Source organism: Pseudomonas sp. FSL R10-1339 (assembly GCF_009600545.1).
GTDB lineage: Bacteria > Pseudomonadota > Gammaproteobacteria > Pseudomonadales > Pseudomonadaceae > Aquipseudomonas > Aquipseudomonas bubulae.
Window position 1 is genome coordinate 35522 of sequence record NZ_WIVQ01000018.1, and the last position, 24881, is coordinate 60402.

General features: G+C 57.9%; 19 protein-coding genes and 1 riboswitch. Of the genes, 14 read left to right on the plus strand and 5 right to left on the minus strand.

All coding sequences use genetic code 11. From position 1 onward, the window contains the following. Positions 1 to 109 precede the first annotated feature (109 nt). Together GHO03_RS08390 and GHO03_RS08395 are read right to left on the minus strand one after the other, a co-directional pair. A complete protein-coding gene (locus GHO03_RS08390; RefSeq protein WP_095019707.1) occupies positions 110 to 367 on the minus strand; it encodes a heme utilization protein in 258 nt (85 codons plus the stop codon). Positions 368 to 508: 141 nt separating this feature from the next. Then, positions 509 to 772: a DUF2790 domain-containing protein gene (locus GHO03_RS08395; RefSeq protein WP_095003243.1), complete on the minus strand. Its 264-nt coding sequence runs from the start codon at positions 770 to 772 to the stop codon at positions 509 to 511. 415 nt (positions 773 to 1187) lie between these two features. Between GHO03_RS08395 and acs the strand changes: the two genes are divergently transcribed. The 7 genes from acs (at position 1188) to argR (ending at position 8919) form a co-directional block, all read left to right on the plus strand. Further along, entirely contained in the window at positions 1188 to 3143 is a 1956-nt protein-coding gene (gene acs / locus GHO03_RS08400; protein WP_086798394.1) for an acetate--CoA ligase, read from the plus strand. Positions 3144 to 3655: 512 nt separating this feature from the next. Then, positions 3656 to 4429, plus strand: coding sequence for an ABC transporter substrate-binding protein (locus tag GHO03_RS08405; protein ID WP_095003241.1), 774 nt, complete (start codon positions 3656 to 3658; stop codon positions 4427 to 4429). Between the two features lie 105 nt (positions 4430 to 4534). Next, positions 4535 to 5224: an ABC transporter permease gene (locus GHO03_RS08410; RefSeq protein WP_095003240.1), complete on the plus strand. Its 690-nt coding sequence runs from the start codon at positions 4535 to 4537 to the stop codon at positions 5222 to 5224. Continuing rightward, complete coding sequence (locus GHO03_RS08415) at positions 5221 to 5919, plus strand: ABC transporter permease (protein ID WP_095003239.1); 699 nt, start codon at positions 5221 to 5223, stop codon at positions 5917 to 5919. The genes GHO03_RS08410 and GHO03_RS08415 overlap by 4 nt, the downstream gene beginning before the upstream one ends. A gap of 3 nt (positions 5920 to 5922) precedes the next feature. Continuing rightward, positions 5923 to 7035 carry a succinylglutamate desuccinylase/aspartoacylase family protein gene (locus tag GHO03_RS08420; protein WP_095003238.1) on the plus strand — a complete coding sequence of 371 codons (1113 nt, stop codon included), beginning with the start codon at positions 5923 to 5925 and terminating at the stop codon, positions 7033 to 7035. A 23-nt stretch (positions 7036 to 7058) separates the two neighbouring features. After that, on the plus strand, positions 7059 to 7823 hold the full coding sequence (locus GHO03_RS08425) for an ABC transporter ATP-binding protein (RefSeq protein ID WP_095003237.1): 765 nt from the start codon (positions 7059 to 7061) through the stop codon (positions 7821 to 7823). Positions 7824 to 7938: 115 nt separating this feature from the next. Next, positions 7939 to 8919, plus strand: a complete 981-nt coding sequence (gene argR, locus GHO03_RS08430; protein ID WP_153399612.1) for a transcriptional regulator ArgR — start codon at positions 7939 to 7941, stop codon at positions 8917 to 8919. A gap of 2 nt (positions 8920 to 8921) precedes the next feature. Here the strand turns inward: argR and GHO03_RS08435 are convergent, their stop codons facing one another. Continuing rightward, the gene (locus tag GHO03_RS08435; RefSeq protein ID WP_178110298.1) at positions 8922 to 14045 is read right to left on the minus strand and encodes an NEL-type E3 ubiquitin ligase domain-containing protein; all 5124 of its coding nucleotides are present in this window, start codon (positions 14043 to 14045) and stop codon (positions 8922 to 8924) included. Positions 14046 to 14441: 396 nt separating this feature from the next. Between GHO03_RS08435 and GHO03_RS08440 the strand changes: the two genes are divergently transcribed. The 7 genes from GHO03_RS08440 (at position 14442) to astE (ending at position 22323) form a co-directional block, all read left to right on the plus strand. Beyond that, positions 14442 to 15662, plus strand: a complete 1221-nt coding sequence (locus GHO03_RS08440; protein WP_153399616.1) for an aspartate aminotransferase family protein — start codon at positions 14442 to 14444, stop codon at positions 15660 to 15662. Positions 15663 to 15902: 240 nt separating this feature from the next. Then, positions 15903 to 16922, plus strand: a complete 1020-nt coding sequence (aruF, locus tag GHO03_RS08445; RefSeq protein WP_153399618.1) for an arginine/ornithine succinyltransferase subunit alpha — start codon at positions 15903 to 15905, stop codon at positions 16920 to 16922. A 55-nt stretch (positions 16923 to 16977) separates the two neighbouring features. Next, positions 16978 to 18015, plus strand: a complete 1038-nt coding sequence (gene astA, locus GHO03_RS08450; protein ID WP_095020867.1) for an arginine N-succinyltransferase — start codon at positions 16978 to 16980, stop codon at positions 18013 to 18015. Then, the gene (gene astD, locus GHO03_RS08455) at positions 18012 to 19481 is read left to right on the plus strand and encodes a succinylglutamate-semialdehyde dehydrogenase (protein ID WP_169916948.1); all 1470 of its coding nucleotides are present in this window, start codon (positions 18012 to 18014) and stop codon (positions 19479 to 19481) included. Before astA ends, astD begins: the two co-directional genes overlap by 4 nt. A 117-nt stretch (positions 19482 to 19598) precedes the next feature. Beyond that, the gene (astB, locus tag GHO03_RS08460) at positions 19599 to 20945 is read left to right on the plus strand and encodes an N-succinylarginine dihydrolase (protein ID WP_095003230.1); all 1347 of its coding nucleotides are present in this window, start codon (positions 19599 to 19601) and stop codon (positions 20943 to 20945) included. Between the two features lie 67 nt (positions 20946 to 21012). Further along, positions 21013 to 21300 carry a hypothetical protein gene (locus GHO03_RS08465; protein WP_003440880.1) on the plus strand — a complete coding sequence of 96 codons (288 nt, stop codon included), beginning with the start codon at positions 21013 to 21015 and terminating at the stop codon, positions 21298 to 21300. 12 nt (positions 21301 to 21312) lie between these two features. Then, positions 21313 to 22323 (plus strand): succinylglutamate desuccinylase, encoded by a 1011-nt coding sequence (gene astE, locus GHO03_RS08470; RefSeq protein ID WP_095003229.1) that lies wholly within the window; start codon positions 21313 to 21315, stop codon positions 22321 to 22323. Here the strand turns inward: astE and GHO03_RS08475 are convergent. Further along, complete coding sequence (locus tag GHO03_RS08475; protein WP_153399620.1) at positions 22320 to 23801, minus strand: M91 family zinc metallopeptidase; 1482 nt, start codon at positions 23799 to 23801, stop codon at positions 22320 to 22322. The two genes, astE and GHO03_RS08475, sit on opposite strands and share 4 nt — an antisense overlap. Before the next feature lie 152 nt (positions 23802 to 23953). Further along, entirely contained in the window at positions 23954 to 24448 is a 495-nt protein-coding gene (locus GHO03_RS08480) for a 6,7-dimethyl-8-ribityllumazine synthase (protein WP_095003366.1), read from the minus strand. A 131-nt stretch (positions 24449 to 24579) separates the two neighbouring features. Then, a riboswitch (FMN riboswitch) is annotated at positions 24580 to 24750 on the minus strand. Positions 24751 to 24881 lie beyond the last annotated feature (131 nt).

The following is a 24881-nucleotide window of genomic DNA, read 5'->3' on the forward strand; positions in this document are numbered from 1 at the left end:
GTCATGGGTCTGGGCGACCAAATGACCTGTGGCATGAGCGGGAGGGAAGGGAGATTTGTTGCAAGGCAGACCACGCCCGGCAGCTACCGGGCGTCAGGTCGAAGCGGTGTTAGCTGAGACGATGGCCGTTGGTACGGTCATAGCCGTCTTCAGCAAAGCTGGCCGAGCGGGTGCTGTCATAGCCGTCTTCGGCAAAGCTGGCCGAGCGGGTGCTGTCATAGCCGTCTTCGGCAAAATTGGCCGAGCGGGTGCTGTTGTAGCCATCTTCAGTAAAAGTGGCGGCGTGGGTACGGTCATAACCGTCAGCGGCAAAAGCTGAACTGGCCAGAACAGACAAACTGAAAGCCACTATCAAAGAACGTTTCATTAGATAATTCCCGGGCGATACATGCGCGGCGGGCAACGTTTCAAAGTTATATAAGCGAGGTTGAAAGTTGCAATTAAACACCGCGTTGGTTCGCGTGAATAAGTGAGTTGATTAACGCTGGAATAAATCGCAGATTATTAATCAGCCGTTGGAGCAGCCGTTGCCCATGACACGGTATTCAAGAGTGTGCTGCTTGCCCTGCGAGTCTTCGTAGACCATCTGGGCCGGCACAACTTCGCAAACGCTGGGGATTTCGCTCATGGAAATCACTTTGGCGATGTCCAGTTCGGATGAGTAGGAATACTGTTCGACGGCAGGTTGCGGGTGCGCAGCTTGTGTGTTCACTTCCTCAGCCATGGCGGTCAGACACACACTGCTCAGGGCCAGAACTAACAACGCTTTCATTTCAGAGTTACCTGTTTTAGGTCGAGTGGGGTCACACAGCCCTTGTGAGGCTGTGCGTGAAACTGAGTATTGAAGAGCGACTTAACTTGCCTTCGTGGGGGCTGTAACTTGGGTTAATCGCGGTGCCTTGGTTGGCGAGATGAATTTTAGGCCTGTGCCGTGCGGGCATATAGAGGGAGTTTTGATAAAGACTGTTGACAGTTTCTGCAACAATCGTCGAAAACAGAGCTCATTTCTGACGTTTACAAGGCGCGTGACGAGCAGGAAATCGCTGTAAGTACTGTGCTTGAGCCTTGCGCAGAAAAACCATGACTTTTCTGCGTGTTTCTTACTACCAACGTCGAATGGATCTCACGGCCTGGCCCGGCTAAAACAGGGTCATAAAACAACAACTACAAGCATTGAGGTATGAAACATGAGTGCCGCTTCCCTGTATCCCGTACGCCCTGAAGTCGCTGCCAATACGCTGACTGACGAGGCGACCTACAAGGCGATGTACCAGCAGTCCGTCGTCAACCCGGATGGCTTCTGGCGCGAACAAGCAAAGCGCCTCGACTGGATCAAGCCTTTTACCACCGTCAAACAGACCTCTTTCGACGATCATCATGTCGATATCAAATGGTTCGCGGACGGCACTCTCAACGTTTCCTACAACTGCCTGGACCGTCACCTTGCCGAGCGCGGCGATCAAGTGGCCATCATTTGGGAAGGGGATGATCCTTCCGAGCAGCGCAACATTACCTACCGTGAGCTGCACGAAGAGGTGTGCAAGCTGGCCAACGCCTTGCGCGGTCAGGATGTGCACCGGGGTGACGTAGTCACCATCTATATGCCGATGGTGCCTGAGGCTGTGGTCGCCATGCTGGCGTGTACCCGGATCGGTGCAATCCACTCGGTTGTATTTGGTGGGTTCTCGCCAGAGGCGCTGGCCGGCCGGATCATCGACTGCAAATCCAAGGTAGTGATCACCGCTGACGAAGGCCTGCGTGGCGGCAAGCGTACCGCGCTCAAGGCCAATGTCGATGTGGCACTGACCAACCCGGATACCTCCAGCGTTCAGAAGATCATCGTGTTCAAGCGTACCGGCGGGGACATCGCTTGGTACAAGCATCGTGATATCTGGTACCACGACCTGATGGCCGTGGCCTCGACTCACTGCGCCCCGAAAGAAATGGGCGCAGAAGAAGCCTTGTTTATCCTTTATACCTCCGGCTCCACCGGCAAGCCCAAAGGTGTGCAGCACACCACGGGTGGCTATCTGCTCTATGCGGCGTTGACCCACGAACGCGTGTTCGACTACCGCCCGGGCGAGGTGTACTGGTGCACGGCGGACGTCGGCTGGGTGACCGGTCACACGTATATCGTCTACGGGCCATTGGCCAACGGCGCAACCACCGTGCTGTTCGAAGGTGTGCCGAACTACCCGGACATTACCCGCGTTTCGAAAATTGTCGACAAGCACAAGGTCAATATTCTCTACACCGCGCCTACAGCCATTCGCGCGATGATGGCCGAAGGTCAGGCGGCGGTTAAGGATGCCGATGGCTCCAGCTTGCGCTTGCTGGGTTCGGTGGGTGAGCCGATCAACCCTGAGGCCTGGAACTGGTACTACACTACGGTCGGCAAAGAGCGTTGCCCGATTGTGGATACCTGGTGGCAGACCGAAACCGGCGCTTGCATGATGAGCCCGCTGCCTGGGGCGCATGCACTCAAGCCAGGCTCTGCAGCGCGTCCGTTCTTTGGTGTGGTGCCGGGGCTGGTGGATAACCTTGGCAACCTTATAGAAGGGGCCGCTGAAGGTAACCTGGTAATTCTGGACTCCTGGCCTGGACAAGCGCGCACCTTGTATGGCGATCACGACCGGTTCGTCGATACCTACTTCAAGACCTTCCGTGGCATGTACTTCACCGGCGACGGCGCGCGTCGTGACGAAGACGGTTACTACTGGATCACCGGTCGTGTAGATGACGTGCTCAACGTGTCCGGCCACCGGATGGGGACTGCTGAAATCGAAAGCGCAATGGTGGCCCACCCTAAAGTGGCAGAGGCTGCAGTGGTTGGCGTGCCCCATGACATCAAAGGGCAGGGGATTTATGTCTATGTCACCCTCAATGGTGGCGAAGAGCCAAGTGAGGCGTTGCGCCTTGAATTGAAAAACTGGGTGCGCAAAGAGATCGGTCCGATCGCTTCGCCGGATGTCATCCAGTGGGCGCCCGGCCTGCCGAAAACCCGTTCGGGCAAAATCATGCGTCGTATCCTTCGCAAGATAGCTACCGGCGAATACGACGGTCTGGGTGATATTTCTACTCTGGCTGACCCGGGTGTGGTGCAGCACTTGATCGATACCCATAAAGGCATGAAGGTCGCCTAACACGGCCTGAAGGTCACCAAGCCCCGTCCGGCATAACCTGGCGGGGCTTTTTATTGGGCAACTGCAGATCCTGTGGGAGCCGACTATGTGTTACCGCAGATGTAACCGGTTGCCCGTTAGCGGGGCCTTCTGATACTCAAAGCACCGTTTTAGAGCCCTTTTCGGCTCCTGAATAAATAAGATGAAACGCTGCACTTGCCGGAATAGAAGGCTTTGCGAATAATAGGCCCGCTATTTGCAACTCACATAGGTTCTATGTCTTTTGCTCTTGCATAAACATGAAGAGCTGTCAATGCCTGGAGTCGCTTTTTTCGGTGCATCTGTAACTAGTTGTCGCATTGAAGAAATAACGGCTTGAAGCCTGTCGTTAGAATGCCGATCACCCGCTCGTCGTTGTTGTGCTGGTCACAGTGCAACGCCAGTAGGACGTGGCGCCGCATTCCCGGTTTAACCTCCGCATATTGGGCTCAGGCTCACTCTGCTTTTATTGCCTTTACCGATGGAGTCCTAAGATGAAGAAACTCGTGCTTCTTGGCGCCCTGGCACTGTCCGTGCTGTCCCTGCAGGCTTTTGCTGCTGACAAACCTCTGAAAATTGGTATTGAAGCGGCTTACCCTCCGTTCGCTTCCAAAGCCCCGGATGGCAGTATCGTGGGTTTTGACTACGACATCGGTAATGCACTGTGCGAGCAGATGCAGGTCAAGTGCGTGTGGGTCGAGCAAGAATTCGATGGCCTGATCCCGGCACTTAAAGTGCGCAAAATCGACGCAATCCTGTCCTCGATGTCCATCACCGAAGACCGCAAGAAGTCCGTTGATTTCACCAACAAGTACTACCTGACGCCAGCGCGCCTGGTGATGAAGGAAGGTACTGTGGTCAGCGACAGCCTTGATGAACTCAAAGGCAAGAAAATCGGCGTACAGCGCGGCTCGATTCACGACCGTTTCGCCAAGGAAGTTCTGGCGCCTAAAGGTGCCGTTGTCGTTCCTTACGGCTCGCAGAACGAAATCTATCTGGACGTGGAAGCGGGTCGTCTCGACGGCACCGTTGCAGACGCCACCCTGCTGGAAGACGGTTTCCTGAAGACCCCGGCTGGCAAAGGCTACGCATTCGCAGGCCCGGCATTCACCGACGTCAAGTACTTTGGTGATGGCGTGGGTATCGCCGTACGCAAGGGCGACGCCCTGAAAGACAAGATCAACGCTGCTATCACGGCTCTGCGTGAAAACGGCAAGTACAAGCAAATCCAGGACAAGTACTTCAACTTCGATATTTACGGTCAGTAATACATCGCAGCAGTACGTCCGAAATGGCGCAAGCGACAGAATCTCTGAAGTTTGCGCCATTTTTTATTCCCCCATTTTCGAGCTATTTTTTAGAGGGCCGGAATCATGTTGAAAGGCTACGGGGCTGTCATCCTCGATGGCGCTTGGCTGACGCTTCAGCTCGCCTTGTCGTCCATGGCCCTGGCCATTGTTCTAGGTCTGATCGGTGTTTCGTTGCGCTTGTCGCCGGTACGTTGGCTGGCTTGGATGGGCGATCTGTATTCAACGGTAATCCGCGGGATTCCCGACCTTGTGCTGATTTTGCTGATTTTCTACGGCGGTCAGGACCTGCTCAATCGCGTTGCGCCGATGCTGGGCTACGACGATTACATTGACTTGAATCCGTTGGCGGCCGGTATCGGCACCCTGGGCTTCATTTTTGGTGCCTACCTGTCCGAGACCTTTCGTGGGGCCTTCATGGCCATTCCCAAGGGGCAGGCTGAAGCCGGCATGGCTTATGGCATGAGCCCGTTTCAGGTGTTTTTCCGGGTATTGGTGCCACAGATGATTCGCCTGGCGATCCCTGGCTTTACCAATAACTGGCTGGTGTTGACCAAGGCGACTGCACTGATTTCGGTGGTGGGCCTGCAAGACATGATGTTCAAGGCCAAGCAGGCGGCTGATGCCACCCGCGAGCCGTTCACCTTCTTCCTGGCCGTTGCGGCGATGTACCTGGTACTGACCAGTGTTTCGCTGCTGGCATTGCGACAACTTGAGAAGCGCTACTCGGTAGGCGTAAGGGCGGCTGATCTATGATCTTTGACTACAACGTCATCTGGGCCAGCATGCCGCTGTACTTGAGCGGCATGCTGGAAACCGTGAAACTGCTGGGTATCTCGCTGTTTTTCGGCCTGCTGGCAGCCGTGCCGCTGGGGTTGATGCGGGTCTCCAAGCAGGCCTGGGTCAACTTTCCGGCCTGGCTGTTCACCTACGTGATTCGCGGCACGCCGATGCTGGTGCAGCTGTTCTTGATCTACTACGGGCTGGCCCAGTTCGAAGTGATTCGTGACAGCTTTATGTGGCCGCTGTTGTCCAGTGCCACCTTCTGTGCCTGCCTGGCGTTTGCCATCAATACCAGTGCCTATACCGCCGAAATCATAGCCGGCAGCCTGCGGGCCACGCCCAATGGTGAGATTGAAGCGGCCAAGGCAATGGGCATGTCCCGTTCCAAGATGTATCGCCGCATTTTGCTGCCGTCGGCCATGCGCCGGGCTCTGCCGCAATACAGCAATGAAGTGATCATGATGTTGCAGACCACCAGTCTGGCCTCCATCGTGACCCTGATCGACATTACGGGCGCTGCGCGTACCGTCAATGCCCAGTACTACCTGCCGTTTGAGGCCTACATCACGGCCGGTGCTTTCTACCTGTGCCTGACCTTCATTCTGGTGCGCCTGTTCAAACTGGCCGAGCGCCGCTGGCTGGGCTATATGGCCCCGCGCAAGGCCTGAGTCATGGAGCGTATCGATCACCTGCTGCCCTGGAGCAGCCTGGGTTCCGAGCGTCACTTGACGGTGTTCCGTTTCGGTGAAGGTGAGCGCAAAGCCTATATCCAGGCCAGCCTGCATGCAGACGAACTGCCGGGCATGCGTTGTGCCTGGGAACTGAAAAAGCGCCTGAGCGAACTTGAAGCCCGGGGTGCTTTGAATGGCGTGATCGAACTGGTGCCCGTGGCCAACCCCCTGGGGCTCGGCCAGTTGCTGCAAGGCAGTCATCAGGGACGTTTCGAGTTTGGCAGCGGCAAAAACTTCAACCGCGATTTCGTCGAGTTGAGTGAGCCGGTAGCGCAGAGGCTGGCAGGTCGCCTGGGGGATGATCCTCACGCCAACACCCGACTGATCCGTCAGACAATGCTTGATATATTGTCCGAGTTGCCAGATCCGGTCAGTCAGTTGCAAGGTATGCAGCGTGTTTTGTTGAGTCATGCCTGTGATGCAGACATTGTCCTGGATCTGCACTGCGAGACCGATGCCGCACTGCATCTGTACGCCTTGCCCCAGCATTGGCCGCAGTGGCGTTCGCTGGCTGCGCATCTGGGTGTGCGGGTTGGGCTGTTGGCTGAAGACTCGGGTGGCAGCTCCTTCGATGAAGCCTGCTCAGTGCCCTGGCTGCGTTTGCAGCGCCAGTTTGCCGATGCGCAGATCCCTTTGGCCTGCATGTCGACCACCCTGGAGCTGGGCGGGCAGGCGGACACCGGCCGCCCGCAGGCCGAGGCTTATGCCGAGGGCATTCTGGCGTTTCTGGCCGAACAGGGCCTGATCACAGGTGACTGGCCTGCAGCGCAGCATGAGGCATGTGAAGGCATGCCATTTGAAGGCACTGAGTTGTTGTTTGCACCGCACCCCGGTGTGGTGAGTTTTTTACGTCCGGTGGGCGCTTGGGTTGAGCCCGGCGAGCCGCTGTTTGAAGTGATTGATCCTTTATCTGACCGGGTCAGTACGGTATGCGCGGGCACCGCCGGTGTGTTATTTGCCGTTGAGCGACTGCGCTATGCCCAACCCGGTTTCTGGCTGGCTAAAGTGGCGGGGCGCAAGCCTTTGCGTCACGGGCGCTTGCTCAACGACTGACTGTTTTTGTGAGAACCGACAGCATGTACAAACTTGAAGTCCAAGACCTGCATAAACGCTATGGCAGTCATGAAGTGCTCAAAGGCGTTTCGCTGGCCGCCAAGGCAGGTGATGTGATCAGCATCATCGGTTCCAGTGGCTCCGGCAAAAGTACCTTTTTGCGTTGCATCAACCTGCTCGAGCAACCCCATGCAGGCAAGATCCTGCTCAATGGTGAAGAGCTCAAGCTGATTGCCAACAAGGACGGCGCGCTCAAGGCCGCCGATCCCAAGCAGTTGCAGCGCATGCGCTCGCGCCTGTCGATGGTGTTCCAGCATTTCAACCTGTGGTCGCACATGACCGCGCTGGAAAACATCATGGAAGCGCCGGTGCATGTACTGGGCATGTCCAAGGCCGAAGCCCGTGACAAAGCTGAGCATTACCTGCAGAAAGTAGGCGTGTCGCACCGCAAGGATGCTTACCCGGGGCATATGTCCGGTGGCGAGCAGCAGCGTGTGGCAATTGCCCGTGCGCTGGCGATGGAGCCTGAGGTCATGCTGTTTGACGAGCCAACCTCGGCCCTTGACCCTGAGCTGGTGGGGGATGTGCTCAAGGTGATGCAGGATCTGGCCCAGGAAGGCCGCACCATGGTGGTGGTGACCCACGAAATGGGTTTTGCCCGTGAAGTGTCGAACCAGTTGGTGTTTCTGCATAAAGGTATTGTCGAAGAAAGCGGTGACCCGCGTGAAGTGCTGGTTAACCCGCAGTGCGAGCGGTTGCAGCAGTTTCTGTCGGGCAGCTTGAAATAACTGCAATTTTAAGACTGCCGCTGTGCACCAAAATAGGTCATGCTCCGCATCCCGCGTAGCTGGCTCAGGCTGGGTGCACAGGTTTTATTCCCGTTTTCGTTCCGGATAGCACGCCATGACCGCCCATCGAATTGGTTTCCTCATTTGGCCCAGCACCAAAGCCTTGACTCTGGCGCTGGCCGAGGAAGCGTTGCGTGTTGCCCAGCGCGTGCATCCTGAAGTCGTCTACGAGTTGTTGTTCTTGCAGGCCGAGGCACCGCTTGAAGGAGCCTGGCAATTGCCGGGTGAGCCCTGGAACGGCAAGCTTGAAGGTTGCCAAAAGCTGTTTTTGCTGGCGGATGAGCCGCCTGCCGCCCTGACCTCGGCCCTGAGCAGTGCGCTCAAGCAACTGGTGCGGGCAGGGTGCGTGATTGGCGGGCTGTCGGCGGGTGTCTACCCGCTGGCGCAATTGGGTTTGCTGGATGGCTACCGTGCGGCCGTGCACTGGCGCTGGCAGGACGATTTCGCCGAGCGCTTCCCCAAAGTAATCGCCACCAGTCATTTGTTCGACTGGGATCGTGATCGCCTGAGCGCTTGCGGCGGGCTGTCGGTACTCGATTTGTTGCTGGCGGTGCTGGCTCGCGATCATGGTGCCGAACTGGCCGGTGCGGTGTCCGAGGAGCTGGTGGTCGAGCGCATCCGTGAAGGCGGTGAGCGTCAGCGTATCCCGCTGCAGAACCGTCTTGGCTCCAGCCATCCCAAGCTGACCCAGGCTGTGTTGCTGATGGAGGCCAATATTGAAGAGCCCCTGACCACCGACGAAATCGCCCAGCATGTGTGCGTTTCCCGTCGTCAGTTGGAGCGTATCTTCAAGCAGTACCTCAATCGCGTGCCGAGTCAGTACTACCTCGAACTGCGCCTGAATAAAGCCCGGCAGATGTTGATGCAAACCAGCAAGTCGATCATCCAGATCGGCTTGTCCTGCGGTTTCTCGTCGGGGCCGCATTTCTCCAGCGCCTATCGCAACTTCTTTGGTGCGACTCCCCGTGAAGATCGCAATCAGCGCCATAGCAGCAGCCCTTTCGAGTTGTCTTCGGCCCCGGCCGAGCGCGGCTGAGGTCAGGTCAGCCTGGCTTTGGTCAGAGCCTGACGGGTCAACTGCCGGCTGAGCTCTTTGCGTTCATCGGCGATCTGGCTGTAGATCCGGTAGTAGAGCTTGTCATTCATGGGCTCGGAGGTGAATACCTGAGGCTCAGGCACTGCCAGTTTTAGGGCGAGTTCCTGCAACTCGACACGCTGCCCTGCATGGCGCTGCTCCAGGCGCGTATCCGAGCGAACCCAATTATCCTGCAGCTCCCTGAGCTGCTCGAGCCACTCGGCCTTCTGTTCGAAGAGGCTGGCGTTGGCGTCCAGTTCCGAGGCGTAAGTTTTGTTCAGGTAGGTCTCCCAGAAGGGCACATCAAGGATCTGATTGACCAGCCCGTCACCGGCTTCGCCCTCATGAATCAGGCGATAGGCCCTGACAAACTCCGTATCGCCCACCTGGGCAGTCATCCTGTAGACCATGTAGTTGGGTACCCAGGGCAGTTCGAGGCTTGTGCTCAGCCGGGTCTGGTAGCCGGTGTGGACTTCGACTTCGTCGACCGTTCCGGGCGCACCATCGATCACTTCGCTGGTAAACCTCAAGCCCTGGCCGCCCTCACTCACAGGCCTGACACGTTGCGCCACATCAGCCCGGGCAATGTCACCGATCTTGGCCAGCCGGGCCTTGCCGCGTGCCAGCGTTATCAGGTTTTTTTCCAGTTCCAGTGGTGTGCTTCGGGCGTTATAGAACTCATGGGCCATGGTTTCCAGGCCCATGGCATTGAATATCTGGGCGCCGGCGTCGGCGCAATTGGTGGGCGAACTGGCCATGGTGAACAGTAGCTCGCGCATGCGGGTGTCGTTACTGGCAGCATCGATCAAGCGCCAGACTTTCTGCTTCAAATCTCCCAGGCCTTCCTGATAGGCAATTTGGTCAGAGGGTGTTTCAAATACGTCCGGGGGGATTTCCATTCGGGCGATGACTTCAAAAAATCCCTGTGAGCCATGCTCGTGCTCTAGAGTCTCCCAGAGTTCCTGCATGGATACCTGTGACCCGGGGGGGCCGAACAACCAGAATGAGCTTTGCTCTGACCCTCGTGGCGGATAAGTGCGATGAGGGTCTAGGCCAAGGGCGCGGCGATACTGAGTGACACGGTCCTGACTCTCCAGGTCGAGCTTCTGGCGTTCAAGGCGGGCATTGGCAATCAACCAGGATTCGGCCGATTGATCGGGGTAGTCGGGCACGGTATGGATCTCATTGCCCAGCAGGTTCAATTTGAAAGCCTTCGGTCGTGGCTGATCGAACAACCCCGGGGGCCATTGAGTGATGCGGGTGTTCTCCAGTACGAGTGTCCTGAGTTCGGGCATATGCCCCACGGCCAAAGGGCTGCCAAGAGGGTTGTGACCCAGATCAAGGTGTTGAAGACGGGTAAGGTGCTTGAGCTGACTCTGCATCCCGGCGTTCAGGGTCAGGCGGTTATGGGCAAGGTGCAGCGACCTGAGGTGCGGCAGTGTATCGAGTGTCTCGGGCAGGGTTTCAAGGTCGTTGGCGTTGAGCGAAAGTACCTTCAGATTGGGAAAGTAGGTCAGGAAGTCGCCCTGGTTTGGGGAAAAGCTGCAATCGTCGAGCCTCAGCAGGCCTACATGGCTCAGGGGGCGGCTTAAAACCAGGCTGTCGGTGCCGGCATGGCCGAATAGGGTGCTGCTGAAGTCCAGTTCGGCCACTATGGCAGCCTGTCCTGTTTTGTTGATATGGACCTTGTCGGCCGATAGCCAGGAGTTCTTTATTCTGGAGCCTATCAGGCGCCTTAAACCATGAAGGTTGGGTGGCAATGCGTTGTCGGTGGTGACGCCGATCGCAGCGCTGATCCAGTTGTCCAGTGTCTCGAAAAGCTGGTCTTTTTCCTCCTCGGTGGCGCGCAGGTGTTCAAGGGCCTGCTCGCTGTCGATTCGCGCCGTGATCAACGCTATCTCGTCGTTATTTCGATAGGGGTAGAGGGCCTTGACCCGTTCCTGCAAGGGATTGGCTGCAGGCGTGGTATTGACCCGGCTGCTGGCGGCGCCGCGCAACAGGGTTTCGCTTTCGGTTGCCACGCAAGCTGCCGGGGATGGCAGATCAAGTGCCGTTCGGATTTCATCGGGGGCGCTGTACTTATCTGCCAGCCATTGTTTGAAGTTCTGGCCAATGGCGAACCTGGATTTCAGGTGCTCGCTGTTGCGTTCGGGGAGCGCCTTCATCAGCGCACCGTGAAAGCGCGAGGCTGGATGCAGCAGGGCATGCTCGCCATCGTAGGTCTCATAGGCGTCCGGACCTTTACGAACCAGTATTCGGGTGTGCCTGGCGTCCTTGGGGGCATGGCTGCAGCGCAAGGTGCCGTCAACGACCAGATCGCGCACCTCGAGATGAAGGTCGTGGATCGCATCGGTGTAGGTTTTCAGGATGTTTATGGCCAGTTTTTCGCCGTCTGGAGTCAGCAGGTCATCTTCAAGCAGTCCCTCCTGGGCGTGAGCTATGCGGGTTTGGTGTTCCAGCTCGGTGGCCAGATTTTTTACCCTCAGGGGGATTCTGCCATTCTCGAGGAGGGTGGTTTTCTCGAGCGTGCTGGTGGTCTCAAGCAGCGCTTGGGTGACAGGGGTGGGCAGGTGCGCAAAGGTGCTTTCTATCAATCGCGCTGCCGGGTTTTTTGTCTGGCGCTCCCTGGCGTACTGATGGTCGAAGATGTCTTCCCGTCGTTGCCGGGCGTAGTCGGACACCTTGGCCTGCAGGGTGTTGACGGCTTCTGTCTTTGTTGCGCGCGGGCCCAGCAGGGCATCGAGTTGAGGCGTGTTGAAGTTATCGACAATCAGGGGCCACAGTTTGCCGTTCTTGATGTCCTGCTGAGAAATCCTGAGAGAGTCCTCGGGGAGTGCCTCGGGGGCACCGTAGACATGGGCCATGCCACTGAGGGTTTCATCGACAAAGACATTCAGGGCTTTGTCTGGCGGCCAGCCGGGTAATTCGGTGGGCAGGCTTTCCAGCCAGTTCCCCTTGGTTGAAAGGGCTCGCCCTTGGCGAATACGGGTGATGTCCTCGATATTTTGTTTTTGGATCCTCAGTCGTGCCATACAGTCTTTGAGCAGAGGCGGAGTCGGTTCGTTATGCAGGTGAACCCTTCGCAACACGCCTTCATCGGTGCCGCTGATAATTCGCAGCTTTTCCAGCTCGGCATCGCTGAAGCCCTCGGCGACAGGGCCGAGCCGACGCATAAGGATCGAGCCTTGCCAGGTTTGCGGGCGCTCACCCTCCATCAGCCAGGCGCCTTCATCGTTGTGCTGCATCCGGGGGCCGTAGGCGTGGGGCCGTGTCGGGTGACGCAAGGTATAAGGGCCGGCGCTTTCGGTCTTGTCCAGTACTAGCGTGTGTCGGGCTTGCTGCCCGGAACTGAGGGTCAGCAGTGTTTTGTCCTGGTGGTACTGCAGGCCCAGTTCGTCGGACGCGAGGTGTTCGGGCAGGGCCAGGTCGTGGTGGTAGGCGCTGATGTCAGGGTTCCACAATCGAGTGGCGCCATCGTTGCAGGTGACAGGTTTCATGCCTTGTACAAAGGCGGATGGCTTGGGCAGCAAGCCTCCCAGCACTTTTGTGCCAGCCGCAAAAAAACCTGCCTGGATACCGCTCTCCAGCACCCCGAACAGGTGTTCGAATGCTTCAGTGGTCTTGCCTTGCACCCAGTCGTGGATACCCTCATAGGTGTCGTCCAGCAGTTGCCAGGCCATTTGCAGCAGCATCAGTTCGCCGACGACAGGTACAAAAGGCGCGATGACAAAGGCTGCGGCATTCAGCAGTGCCATGCCAATGCCTTTCAGGCGTTCAAGGCGTGCCTCACGGGTTTTGCGGTCTTCGGCATCGGTCGACACGGCGAGGCTTTTGGCATCGTTGAAAATTTTTGCCAGTTGCCTGCTGTAAAGCGTTTCCCAGAGGTCATCAGGTATCGGCACCAGCAGGTATTCAATTGCGGGTTTTTCGATCGGTATCAGGGTTTGCGCAACCAGTGCGTCTGGTAGCGTTGCGCCCGGTGCGATGGGGGTGTCGGGGATGACCTGCCAGTAGGTTCTTTTAAGACCCTCCAGAAAAGCCCCCAATCGGTCGTGGGCGACGAAGCGGCTGAAGAAATGCTGGTAGGAAGTGCTTTTCAGGCGTTCGGTCAGATGCGCCATGCACTCGCCGATCGATGAGTATTCCTTGACCGGATGCAGGGGGTCGTGGGGTATGTACGCAACTACCGATCGTTGATGTACCGGCATGAAGATCAGCGGGCTTTCGATGTCGAGGGAGAGCACTGTCAGGCGATGGGTCAGCCAACGGTTGTCCAGGCCTATGAGAAAGGCATCCAGTGACTCATACAGGGGCAGGCCGATCTGTCTGGTCATCACGGCGTAGGTCAGATCGGCCTTCAGGTCGGCGCGTTGACTGTCCAGTATTTTGTTTTTCAGCCTTAACTGCCTGCCATGATCGTCAAGACCCAGATGGCGCGTGAGATGGTCCTTGTAGCGGGCGCCCAGATTCAGTGTTCGGCACAAGGCCGTGAACGCCTGCACGGGCATGTGCTCGGTGATGTGATTGAGCTGCTTGAAATGCCCCTGGGCATCGGGGCGGCTGATATACCCCGAGCCTGAGAGGTAGGCATAGGGCAGGGTTTCATGCAGTTCAAAGTTGTGCAGGGCCGCGTCTAGCAGGGACACGCGCCAGGTCGTGGTACCGCTTTCGCGCAGGCCGATGACAGGCAGGTAGTTCGGGATATACAGATTGATAAAGGTGTTGTGTACATCCAGGTCCAGCTGATATTGGCGTTTAATAAGGTTGTTCAGCAAGGGCGCCGCAAACCCGTGAACATCTACGACCCTTGCCAGGTCTTTTTCAACATCGTTGCGGGCGGCCCATCGCGCTGCAAACGTTTTGCGCAAGGTGTCGCCCTGAGCGGGCGTGAGGGTCCTCAAGGTTGGGTGAAGGCTGGGGGACGTCCCTTTCAATGCGTTCAGGGTCGGTCGGCCCAGGGACGTGGCCCAGGGCGGCATGGCCTCGGCAATGGTCGTGAAGTGGGGGATGGTCTGGAGTCGGTTCGCCGCTGTTAACCCTTTTTCAGGGGGCGGTTTCAGGGGCGCAAGAGGTGTTGGATCGGGCATGTCCGGTACTCGTATGTCCTGATGGAGTACCTTCAAGATCCGCCAGTACGAGCCCGTTAAAAAGCGCAAATATTTGCTGGCTGGCGGAGGCATTGCATCAACAATCAGCGATCAATCCACACATATTTAGCACCCATACGTACAGATCCGGCGGTGATCGGCAAAAACTCGCGTTTTCCGGGCAAATCAGCGCGCCAGAGTGCTGCCGCAAAGACGCCCCAGCGTTTAAACTGCGCCTTTGTGACGGAATATGTCGCATTGTCGTAATGCCTTTGTAAATCGTGGTTTGGCGCTATAAGAAGTTGTCGCTTGGCGACAAGGCGTGCTCCCGATGTGTCCCTACAATCCCCCCATCGCTCGCCAGTTTAGGCAGGCGTTCCTCTTCAGGAGACTCCGATGTCCGTTGAGCAAGCCCCGGTGCAACGCGCCGATTTCGACCAGGTCATGGTTCCCAACTACGCGCCTGCAGCCTTTATTCCTGTGCGTGGTGCCGGTTCCCGAGTATGGGATCAGGCCGGTCGGGAGCTGATCGACTTCGCGGGCGGCATTGCCGTTAACGTTCTTGGCCATGCGCATCCGGCATTGGTCGGTGCCTTGACTGAACAGGCGAATACTCTTTGGCATGTGTCCAACGTGTTCACCAACGAGCCGGCGTTGCGCCTGGCGAAAAAACTGGTGGACTCGACCTTTGCCGAGCGTGTGTTCTTCTGCAACTCGGGCGCTGAAGCCAACGAAGCCGCTTTCAAGCTGGCCCGTCGTGTCGCCCATGACCGTTTCGGCAGCGAGAAGTACGAAATCATCGCTGCGCTCAACAGCTTTCACGGCCGCACGCTGTTCACCGTGAACGTGGGCGGGCAGTCGAAGTACTCCGACGGTTTTGGTCCGAAAATCACCGGCATTACCCATGTTCCGTTCAACGACCTTGACGCGCTGAAAGCGGCGATTTCGGACAAGACCTGCGCAGTGGTGCTGGAGCCGATCCAGGGCGAAGGCGGCGTGCTGCCGGCCGAGCAGGCTTACCTGCAAGGCGCCCGCGAACTGTGCGACCAGCATAATGCGTTGCTGGTGTTTGACGAAGTTCAAACCGGCATGGGTCGTACCGGCGAGCTGTTTGCCTACATGCATTACGGCGTGACCCCGGATATTTTGACCAGCGCCAAGAGCCTGGGCGGCGGTTTCCCGATCGCAGCCATGCTGACCACCGAAGCGCTGGCCAAGCATCTGGTTGTCGGCACCCACGGCACCACCTACGGCGGTAACCCGCTGGCGTGTGCAGTCGGCAATGCGGTAATCGATGTGATCAACACGCCAGAGGTACTGCAAGGCGTCAAGGCCAGGCATGACCTGTTCAAGACCCGCCTTGAGCAAATCGGCCATCAATACGGCCTGTTCACTCAAGTGCGTGGCATGGGCCTGCTGCTGGGTTGTGTGCTGAACGATGCCTGGAAGGGCCGCGCCAAGGACATCTTCAATGCCGCTGAAAAAGAAAACCTGATGATTCTGCAGGCCGGCCCCGACGTTGTGCGTTTCGCGCCAAGCCTGGTGGTTGACGAGGCCGATATCGAAGAAGGTCTGAACCGCTTCGAACGTGCCGTAAAGAATCTGACGCAAGCCTGAGTGTGACCTCGACGCCCGGCTTGCCGGGCGTCGAACCGAATTTAATGTGCCGGGCCAGGCTCAATGCACAGGGCTTTCAATGTGGGAGCGGGCTTGCTCGCGATACAGGCAGCGCGGTGTGTCAGTCACGCCGCAGTGACGTCATCGCGAGCAAGCCCGCTCCCACAGTTGAAATCCCGGGTGCACTCGACTGTTCGGCCTATACCCCTCTATGCAATTCAAGGATTAAGGAGTGACACCATGCTGGTGATGCGCCCTGCGCAAATGGCTGATCTGGGCGAGGTACAGCGTCTGGCTGCGGACAGCCCGATTGGTGTCACTTCATTGCCGGACGATATCGAACGCCTGCGCGACAAGATCGCCGCGTCTGAAACCTCGTTCGCTGCCGAAGTGAGCTTCAATGGCGAAGAAAGCTATTTTTTCGTCCTTGAAGACACCGCTGCCGGCAAGTTGGTGGGGTGCTCGGCGATCGTGGCCTCGGCCGGTTATTCGGAGCCGTTTTACAGCTTCCGTAACGAGACGTTCGTGCACGCCTCCCGCGAACTTAAGATTCACAACAAGATTCACGTCCTGTCGCAGTGCCATGATCTGACCGGTAACAGCCTGCTGACCAGTTTTTATGTGGTCCCGGAACTGGTGGGGTCGGCCTGGTCCGAACTCAACTCCCGTGGCCGCCTGCTGTTTGTGGCCAACCACCCGGAGCGTTTTGCCGACTCCGTGGTCACCGAGATCGTTGGCTACAGCGATGAAAATGGCGACTCGCCGTTCTGGGATGCCATTGGCCGCAACTTCTTCGACTTGAACTATGCCGCCGCCGAGCGTCTGTGCGGGCTTAAAAGCCGCACCTTCCTTGCCGAGCTGATGCCGCATTACCCGATTTACGTGCCGCTGCTGCCTGACACCGCCCAAGAGGCCATGGGGCAAGTCCACCCGCGTGCGCAGATCACCTTTGACATCCTGATGCGCGAAGGTTTCGAGACCGATCACTACATCGATATTTTCGACGGTGGCCCGACCTTGCATGCCCGGGTTTCGGGCATCCGCTCAATCGTCCAGAGCCGCGTGGTTCCGGTCAAGATCGGCGCACTGAGCACAGGCGGTGGACGTCAGTATCTGGTGGCCAATGCCCAGCTACAGGATTACCGCGCCGTATTGCTGGAGCTGGATTGGGCGCCGGGCAAACCGGTCACGCTGGATCTGGAAGCGGCCGAAGCACTTGGTGTTGGCGAAGGTGCCAGCGTACGAGTGGTAGCGGTATAACGCGTTTGAGCGAGTTTCGCGGGGGTCGTCAGCGAGCCCCGTCCAAGGAGATAGCATGATCGTTCGTCCTGTACGCAACAGCGATTTACCGGCCCTGATTGAGCTGGCACGCAGCACCGGCACCGGCCTGACCACCTTGCCGGCCAACGAAGAGCGCTTGCTGCATCGGGTCACCTGGGCTGAGAAAACCTTCCGTGGCGAAGCCGAGCGTGGCGATGCGGACTATCTGTTTGTGCTCGAAAACGACGATGGCAAAGTGGTGGGTATTTCCGCCATTGCCGGTGCCGTGGGCTTGCGTGAGCCCTGGTACAACTTCCGTGTGGGCCTGACGGTCAGCGCCTCTCAAGAGTTGAATATTTACCGCGAAATCCCGACCCTGTTTCTGGCCAATGACCTGACCGGCAACTCCGAGCTGTGCTCATTGTTCCTGAGTGCCGATTACCGTACCGGGCTCAATGGCCGCCTGCTGGCCAAGGCGCGGATGCTGTTTATCGCCGAGTTCCCGGAGCTGTTTGGCAGCAAGATCATTGCCGAAATGCGTGGCATGTCCGATGAAAGTGGCCGCTCGCCATTCTGGGAAAGCCTGGGCCGGCACTTTTTCAAAATGGAGTTCAGCCAGGCCGACTATCTGACCGGCGTGGGCAACAAAGCCTTTATCGCCGAGTTGATGCCCAAGTTCCCGGTGTACACCTGTTTCCTGTCCGAAGATGCCCGAGCGGTGATCGGCAAGGTGCATACCCACACCGAACCGGCCTTGAACATGCTTAAAAGCGAAGGCTTCAGTTATCAGGGCTACGTCGATATTTTTGACGCAGGCCCGGCGGTGGAGTGTGAAACCAGCAAGATCCGCGCAGTGCGCGACAGCGAAGCGCTGGTACTGGCTATTGGCACACCGGGTGACGACGCAACGCCTTACCTGATGCACAACCGCAAACGAGAAGATTGCCGCATCACGGCCGCCCCTGCGCGGCTGGCTGCTGGCACCCTGGTGGTCGACCCGCTGACCGCCAAACGCCTGCAACTGAGCGCGGGCGACCAGGTGCGCGCCGTTGCCTTGTCCGCCCAGTCAGTGGTCCCACGGGAGTCAAAATAATGAGTACGTTGTATATCGCAGGTACCTGGCAGAGCGGGCAGGGCGAGGCTTTGGAGTCGCTGAACCCGGTTACCCAACACGTGCTTTGGGCTGGCAAGGGCGCCGATGCCGGGCAAGTGGATGCCGCCGTGAAGGCTGCGCGCCAGGCTTTCCCGCAGTGGGCCAAACAGACTTTCGAGCAGCGCCTGAGCGTGCTCGAAGCGTTTGCCGCAAGCCTTAAAAACCACGCCGACGAACTGTCGCGCTGCATCGGTGAAGAAACCGGCAAACCCCTCTGGGAGTCGGCCACCGAAGTCACCAGCATGATCAATAAAGTGGCGATTTCGGTGCAGAGCTACCGCGAGCGCACGGGTGAAAAAAGCGGACCGCTGGGCGATGCCACGGCCGTTTTGCGTCACAAGCCTCATGGTGTAGTGGCTGTTTTCGGCCCGTACAACTTCCCCGGTCATTTGCCCAACGGGCACATTGTTCCGGCGTTGCTGGCGGGTAACAGCGTGGTATTCAAACCGAGCGAGCTGACCCCTAAAGTCGCCGAGCTGACGGTCAAGTGCTGGATCGAAGCGGGTCTGCCTGCGGGCGTGCTCAACCTGCTGCAGGGCGCACGCGACACCGGTATCGCCCTGGCGGCGCACACGGGTATCGACGGGTTGTTCTTCACCGGTTCGAGCCGCACCGGCAATGCCCTGCACCAGCAATTTGCCGGGCGCCCGGACAAAATCCTGGCTCTGGAAATGGGTGGCAACAACCCGCTGGTGGTCGATCAGGTAGAGGACCTGGACGCAGCGGTGTACACCATCATCCAGTCGGCCTTTATCTCCGCCGGGCAGCGTTGCACCTGTGCCCGCCGCTTGCTGGTGCCGCAAGGCGCATGGGGCGACAGCCTGCTGACGCGCCTGGTTGAAGTGAGTCAGAGCATCGAAGTGGGTGCTTTCGATCAGCAGCCGGCGCCATTCATGGGGTCGGTGATTTCCCTTGGCGCAGCGCGCGCCTTGATGGATGCCCAGGAAGTGTTGCTGGGGTCGGGGGCTGTGGCCTTGCTGGAAATGCACCAGCCAGACAGTAATGCCGCCTTGCTGACGCCGGGCATTATCGATGTGACAGAGGTTGGCGATCGTTTGGACGAAGAACTGTTCGGGCCATTGCTGCAAGTGATTCGCTACGCTGACTTTGATGCGGCGATTGCTGAAGCCAACAACACGGCGTTTGGTCTGGCGGCCGGGTTGCTGTCGGATTCCGAAGCGCGTTACCAGCAGTTCTGGCTCGAAAGCCGCGCCGGTATCGTCAACTGGAACAAACAATTGACCGGCGCGGCGAGCAGTGCGCCATTTGGTGGTATCGGGGCGTCGGGCAATCATCGCGCCAGTGCCTACTACGCGGCGGATTATTGCGCATACCCGGTGGCTTCCCTTGAAACGCCGACCCTGGCTTTGCCAGCAGCGCTGACCCCGGGCGTGCGGATGTCGTAACGCTTATCTCAACCCTGTGGGAGCGAGCTTGCTCGCGAAAGCCTTAAAGGCCATTCGCGAGCAGGCTCGCTCCCACAGGTGCTGTATGACTTATAACCGTTTTCCGGAGCCTCGCTGATGAAGTCCTTTGAAGTCAATTTTGACGGTTTAGTGGGGCCGACCCATAACTATGGCGGTTTGTCGTTTGGCAACGTCGCTTCCCAGAGCAACAGCCAGCAGGCTTCCAACCCTAAGGAAGCTGCGCTGCAAGGCCTGGAAAAAATGAAAGCGTTGATGGACATGGGCTTTGTCCAGGGCGTGCTGGCCCCGCAAGAGCGTCCGGACGTTGCTGCCTTGCGCAGCCTGGGTTTTGCCGGGACTGATGCTCAGGTGATCGAGCGCGCCGCCAAAGAGGCCATGCCATTGCTGGTCGCCAGCTGCTCGGCCTCGAGCATGTGGGTAGCCAATGCGGCCACAGTCAGCCCCAGTGCCGACACCGCTGACGGTCGCGTGCACTTCACCGCTGCCAACCTCAATTGCAAATACCATCGCAGTATCGAGCACCCGACCACCAGTCGCGTTCTGGGCGCGATGTTTGCCGATCAGGAGCATTTTGCCCACCACGCGGCTTTGCCGGCAGTGGCGCAATTTGGCGATGAAGGTGCAGCCAACCACACGCGTTTTTGCCGCGATTATGGTGAGGCCGGTGTCGAGTTTTTTGTGTTCGGCCGCAGTGCGTTCGACAGTCGTTACCCGGCACCGCAAAAATACCCGGCGCGCCAGACCCTCGAGGCTTCGCAGGCAGTGGCTCGCCTGCATGGCCTGAGCGAGGAGGGTGTGGTGTTTGCCCAGCAAAATCCTGCGGTCATTGACCAGGGTGTGTTTCATAACGACGTGATCGCCGTGGGTAATGGTGAACTGTTGTTCCATCACCAGGATGCTTTCCTCAATACCGAGCAGATGCTGGCCGAGTTGCAGGCCAAGCTGGCGACCCGCGGCGCCAACTTCCAGTCGATCAGCGTGCCCCGTGATCAGGTGGCCGTGGAAGATGCCGTGCGCTCTTATCTGTTCAACAGCCAGCTGCTGAGCCGCGCCGATGGCTCGATGCTATTGATCGTGCCTGAAGAGTGTCGTGCCAACCCGCGCGTGTGGCAGTACCTGCAAGGGCTGACGGCCGCTGGCGGGCCGATCCGTGAGGTCAAGGTGTTCGACCTCAAGCAGAGCATGCAGAATGGCGGTGGTCCGGCGTGCCTGCGCCTGCGGGTCGCGCTCAACGAAACCGAGCTGGCGGCCGTCAACCCCGGCGTGATCATGACCCCGGCGCTGTACGACACCCTGACGGTCTGGGTGAACAAACATTATCGTGATGCTTTGCGCGAAAGTGACCTGGCTGATCCACAATTGCTGCTTGAATGCCGCACGGCATTGGATGAACTGACGCAAATCCTTAAACTGGGCGCGGTTTACCCCTTCCAGATCAATTGAAAGGCGCTGTGCCTGGGCGATAGTTGACGCCGGGCACGCACCTTCACACCCCAATGAGAGCGATGAAATGACTGATACCCTGAAGCTGATCCTTGAAGACACCGACGGTACCCAGCTGGAAACGTCCTGCACGCGCGTTGCTGTCATGTGGCAGGGCAAGGAATTGTGGATCCAGCAGGACGGCCGTGGCCAGTTGCTGATCGGTGTAGACGTTGAAGAAGGCGATGCCGAATACGCCAACCTGCTGCTGCGCCCATTGGCGACTAACCTTGTGAGCCTGCAACTGGAAATGGAACCGGCTGATCTGGGCGATGATGAAGACGGTCACGTACACGGTCCGGACTGCAACCACTGATAAGGAAGTTCTATGCTCGCTCTCGGCAAACTGCTTGAACTGACCTTGGCCGGACGTGAACCGGCCGAGAAAACTCAACTGACTGTCGACGGCGTGCGGATGCGCTGGCTGACCGAAGGCGCGCTTGAAGTGCGCCCGCCCGAGGCTCGTGACAACGGTATGGATCTGTTGTTGTCAGCCGGCATCCATGGCAATGAAACAGCGCCGATCGAGTTGCTTGATCGCCTGTTGCAGGCCATTGCACGGGGTACTATCAAGCCCCGTGCGCGAATTCTGTTCCTGTTCGGCAACCCCGGCGCCATGCGTACTGGCGCACGTTTTGTCGAGGAAGACCTCAACCGGCTGTTCAACGGCCGTCACGAAAGCAGCAGTGGCCCCGAAGCCCTGCGTGCTTGCGAGCTTGAACACCTGGCTGAAACCTTTTTCAGCCCTCCCGGGCGTACTCGTCTGCACTACGACTTGCACACGGCCATTCGAGGGTCGAAGATCGAGCAGTTTGCGTTGTATCCCTTCAAGGAGGGCCGTAGCCACTCTCGCGAAGAGCTGTCGCGCTTGCGTGCGGCCGGGATGGAAGCGGTGCTGTTGCAAAACAAGCCCTCCATTGTGTTCAGTGCCTATACCTACGATCGCTTGGGCGCCGAGGCGTTTACCCTTGAGTTGGGCAAGGCCCGGCCTTTCGGGCAGAACGGCGGAGTCAATGTCGAACGTCTGGAGCAGCGTTTGCAGCAGATGATCGAGGGTAGCGAGCCAGCACTGGCCGATGCTTCGCTCGAGGGTTTGCAGTTGTTCAGTGTGGCGCGTGAAGTCATCAAGCACAGTGATGCCTTTATCCTGCACTTGCCTGCCGATATCGAAAATTTCAGCGAGTTGCCCAAGGGCTATCTACTGGCGCAAGACGCCGGCAAAACCCGCTGGATTATTGAAGAAGAGGGTGCGCGGATCATCTTTCCCAACCCTAAAGTCAAAAATGGCCTGCGCGCCGGTATCATTATCGAACCGACAACCCTGGCCCCACAGGGTTAATCATCCGAGTAATGGATATAGGTTTTGCGCAGGGGCAGCCCCAGTTCTTCGCGTATGCCGTTTTCGCTGAACTGTGCCGGGTTCGTGGGGAGGGCAGGGGTTGCAGGGTCTTTATCGAAGTCAAAGGGCTCTGTGTTGCAAGGTAAGCCCACGGCCTGCAGTTCATCATTTTTCACCAGCGCAGCTTGCTTGGTTCCCTGATGCCCGTCGGGGCTTGCGCCTAAAAATCGTGTGCCCGTGACAAAGTTGTAGGCGTGGCATAGCTCGTGGTAGAGAGAGGTAAGCGGTATCGCGCCGGGTGTAGAAAATGCCGGGTTGTAGTACACCGTTCCTCCGAAATCAGGCAGACCTGCCATCCCGACCTGAATAAAAGACCGGCCATCACCCAGATTGGGTATGTATAGGCCGTTATTTACCTGCTTGAGTTCGGCGATGGTGATGGGTTTCTGGCTTTTACGAATACTTTTTGTCAGTTCGCGCAGTAGCTGGCTCCCGTTGCCGGAGCTCAGCAACAGTTTCAAGTCATCCTGAACCCTTACGATAAACTCTTCGCTGCCTTGAATAATCAGCCCTGATTCCGGCAGGGGGATTGGGCTGCCAATAAATGTATTGGCGACCTTTTTGTGCGGGGTGATTCTGCCTTCGGCGATATAGGTGGGCTCGCTGTCGGTGAATACTTTGTCCCTGTCTTTTATTTGATTGAGGATGTCCTGGCCCTGGCCGGTATAGATCACATTGGAGCCCGCTCCGGCTGTAATAAGGTCATCGCCGTCGCCCCCGCATAGAATGCTGTGGCCCTGGCCTCCGACGGCTACATCGTCACCTTCTCCTGCGTCGATAAAGGCCATGCCGGCCCCGCCACGAAAAAAGTCTGCCCCTTTGCCCGTGTAGGCAACGGTTGTGCCCGTGCCATTGGCGTTGACGATGTCATTGCCATCTCCAGTGTCTACGTAGCTGGTGCCCCCACGGGTCATCACCATGTCATCGCCAGTACCGGTCAGCACCGTGGACTTGCCGCTGCTGGTCACGACGGTGTCATTGCCGGGGCCGGTTTCGATATGAAAGGTGTTTTTCAGGGTGTCGGCGATGTAAACCGTATCGTTGCCGTTCAAGGTATGAATTTCGATGATCTGCTTTGCACTTGCAGGCTTTATCCGATAGCGCTCATGGTTCAGGTCGATCAGCAGAGAGTCGTTGTCGCCCTTGGTGACGCAAATGGATGCCCGCGTCACCGAGGCACGGAAGACCAGGCGGTCAATGGGGCGGGGGTACAGGACGCCTTCAGTGACGTAGCGCACGAGGGTGGCGTTATCGCCAATATGAAGAATGCTTTGTGTGGTGCTCTCTGTCACATGGGGCAGGGGGTGTGAAACCGTTGTTTCGGTTCTTTCGAGCGGGGCCTGGGCACCGCCGTCAAACTCGAAATGATGAGGGGCTGGCAGAGGGGTAGTTGTTACTGGGGGCGGGGTTGGGCACATAAGAGATGCTCCTGGGCGTCAAGTTCAAATGTCATCGGTGACCGGGCACCTGTATCGACAATTGAAACGCCTGGATGGCTTATGTGTGCGTTACATGTTTATGGTGTGCTCCCCGGCGAGCCTGGTTTCAGGGCTGGCCGGGGAATCAGGCATTACACCGCGCGTTTTTGCTGGGTATCCATGCGCTTGATGGTGCGGATTTTCTGCAGTGTGTCTACGCACGTCCGGGCGGCTTCCTGGCCTTTGTGCACGAAGTGCTCAAAGAAAAACTTCTGATGCTCCTCACCGGCGTGGAAGTGGTGCGGCGTGAGGCTGACGGAGAACACCGGCACTTCGGTTTCCAGTTGTACTTGCATCAGGCCGCTGACGACCGTCTGGGCAACAAAGTCGTGACGGTAGATGCCGCCATCCACGACCAGTGCGGCGCCGACAATTCCGGCGTAACGACCGGTCTTGGCCAGCAGTTTGGCGTGCAGCGGGATCTCGAATGCGCCGCCGACTTCGAAGAAATCGATGTCGCTTTCCTGATAGCCCAGCACCAGCATTTCGGCCAGGAAGCCCTTGCGGCTCTGGTCGACAATCTCTTTGTGCCAGGAAGCCTGGATAAATGCGACACGTTCGTTGTGGTGAATAGCTGTAGGTTGCATGTTCAGATTCCTGTTTGTGTGAAAAACAGGGCATATGAATCGAATGGGATTAAAGGGTACGTTCAGGAGGGCAGCGCACGGCCATACGGCATCGCCACTATCCCGCCTGGTTGACGGCCCTTTGGCGCCAATCCCGTTCTCTCTTCATCCGGACTATGACCGTCGGCCCCGGGATCACACCGGGTCTGCTGACCTTGGTTTATTCCTGGCCGAAGCTTAAGAATGTGCCAAGCGCTCGCGGGCTATGCGCTTTGCGCGCAATTACCGCCGGTGGGGAGTCGCACCCCGCCCTGAGAACGTTGCCACCAGCCTTTCTGGCGGCGGACATTTTGTATCACATATTTTTCGAGTATGCATTGATGCTTTTTGCTAATAGCTATCAGTTTTTCCATTTCATTAATAAGGTAATTCCTACGTGAGCATCCGAATATTG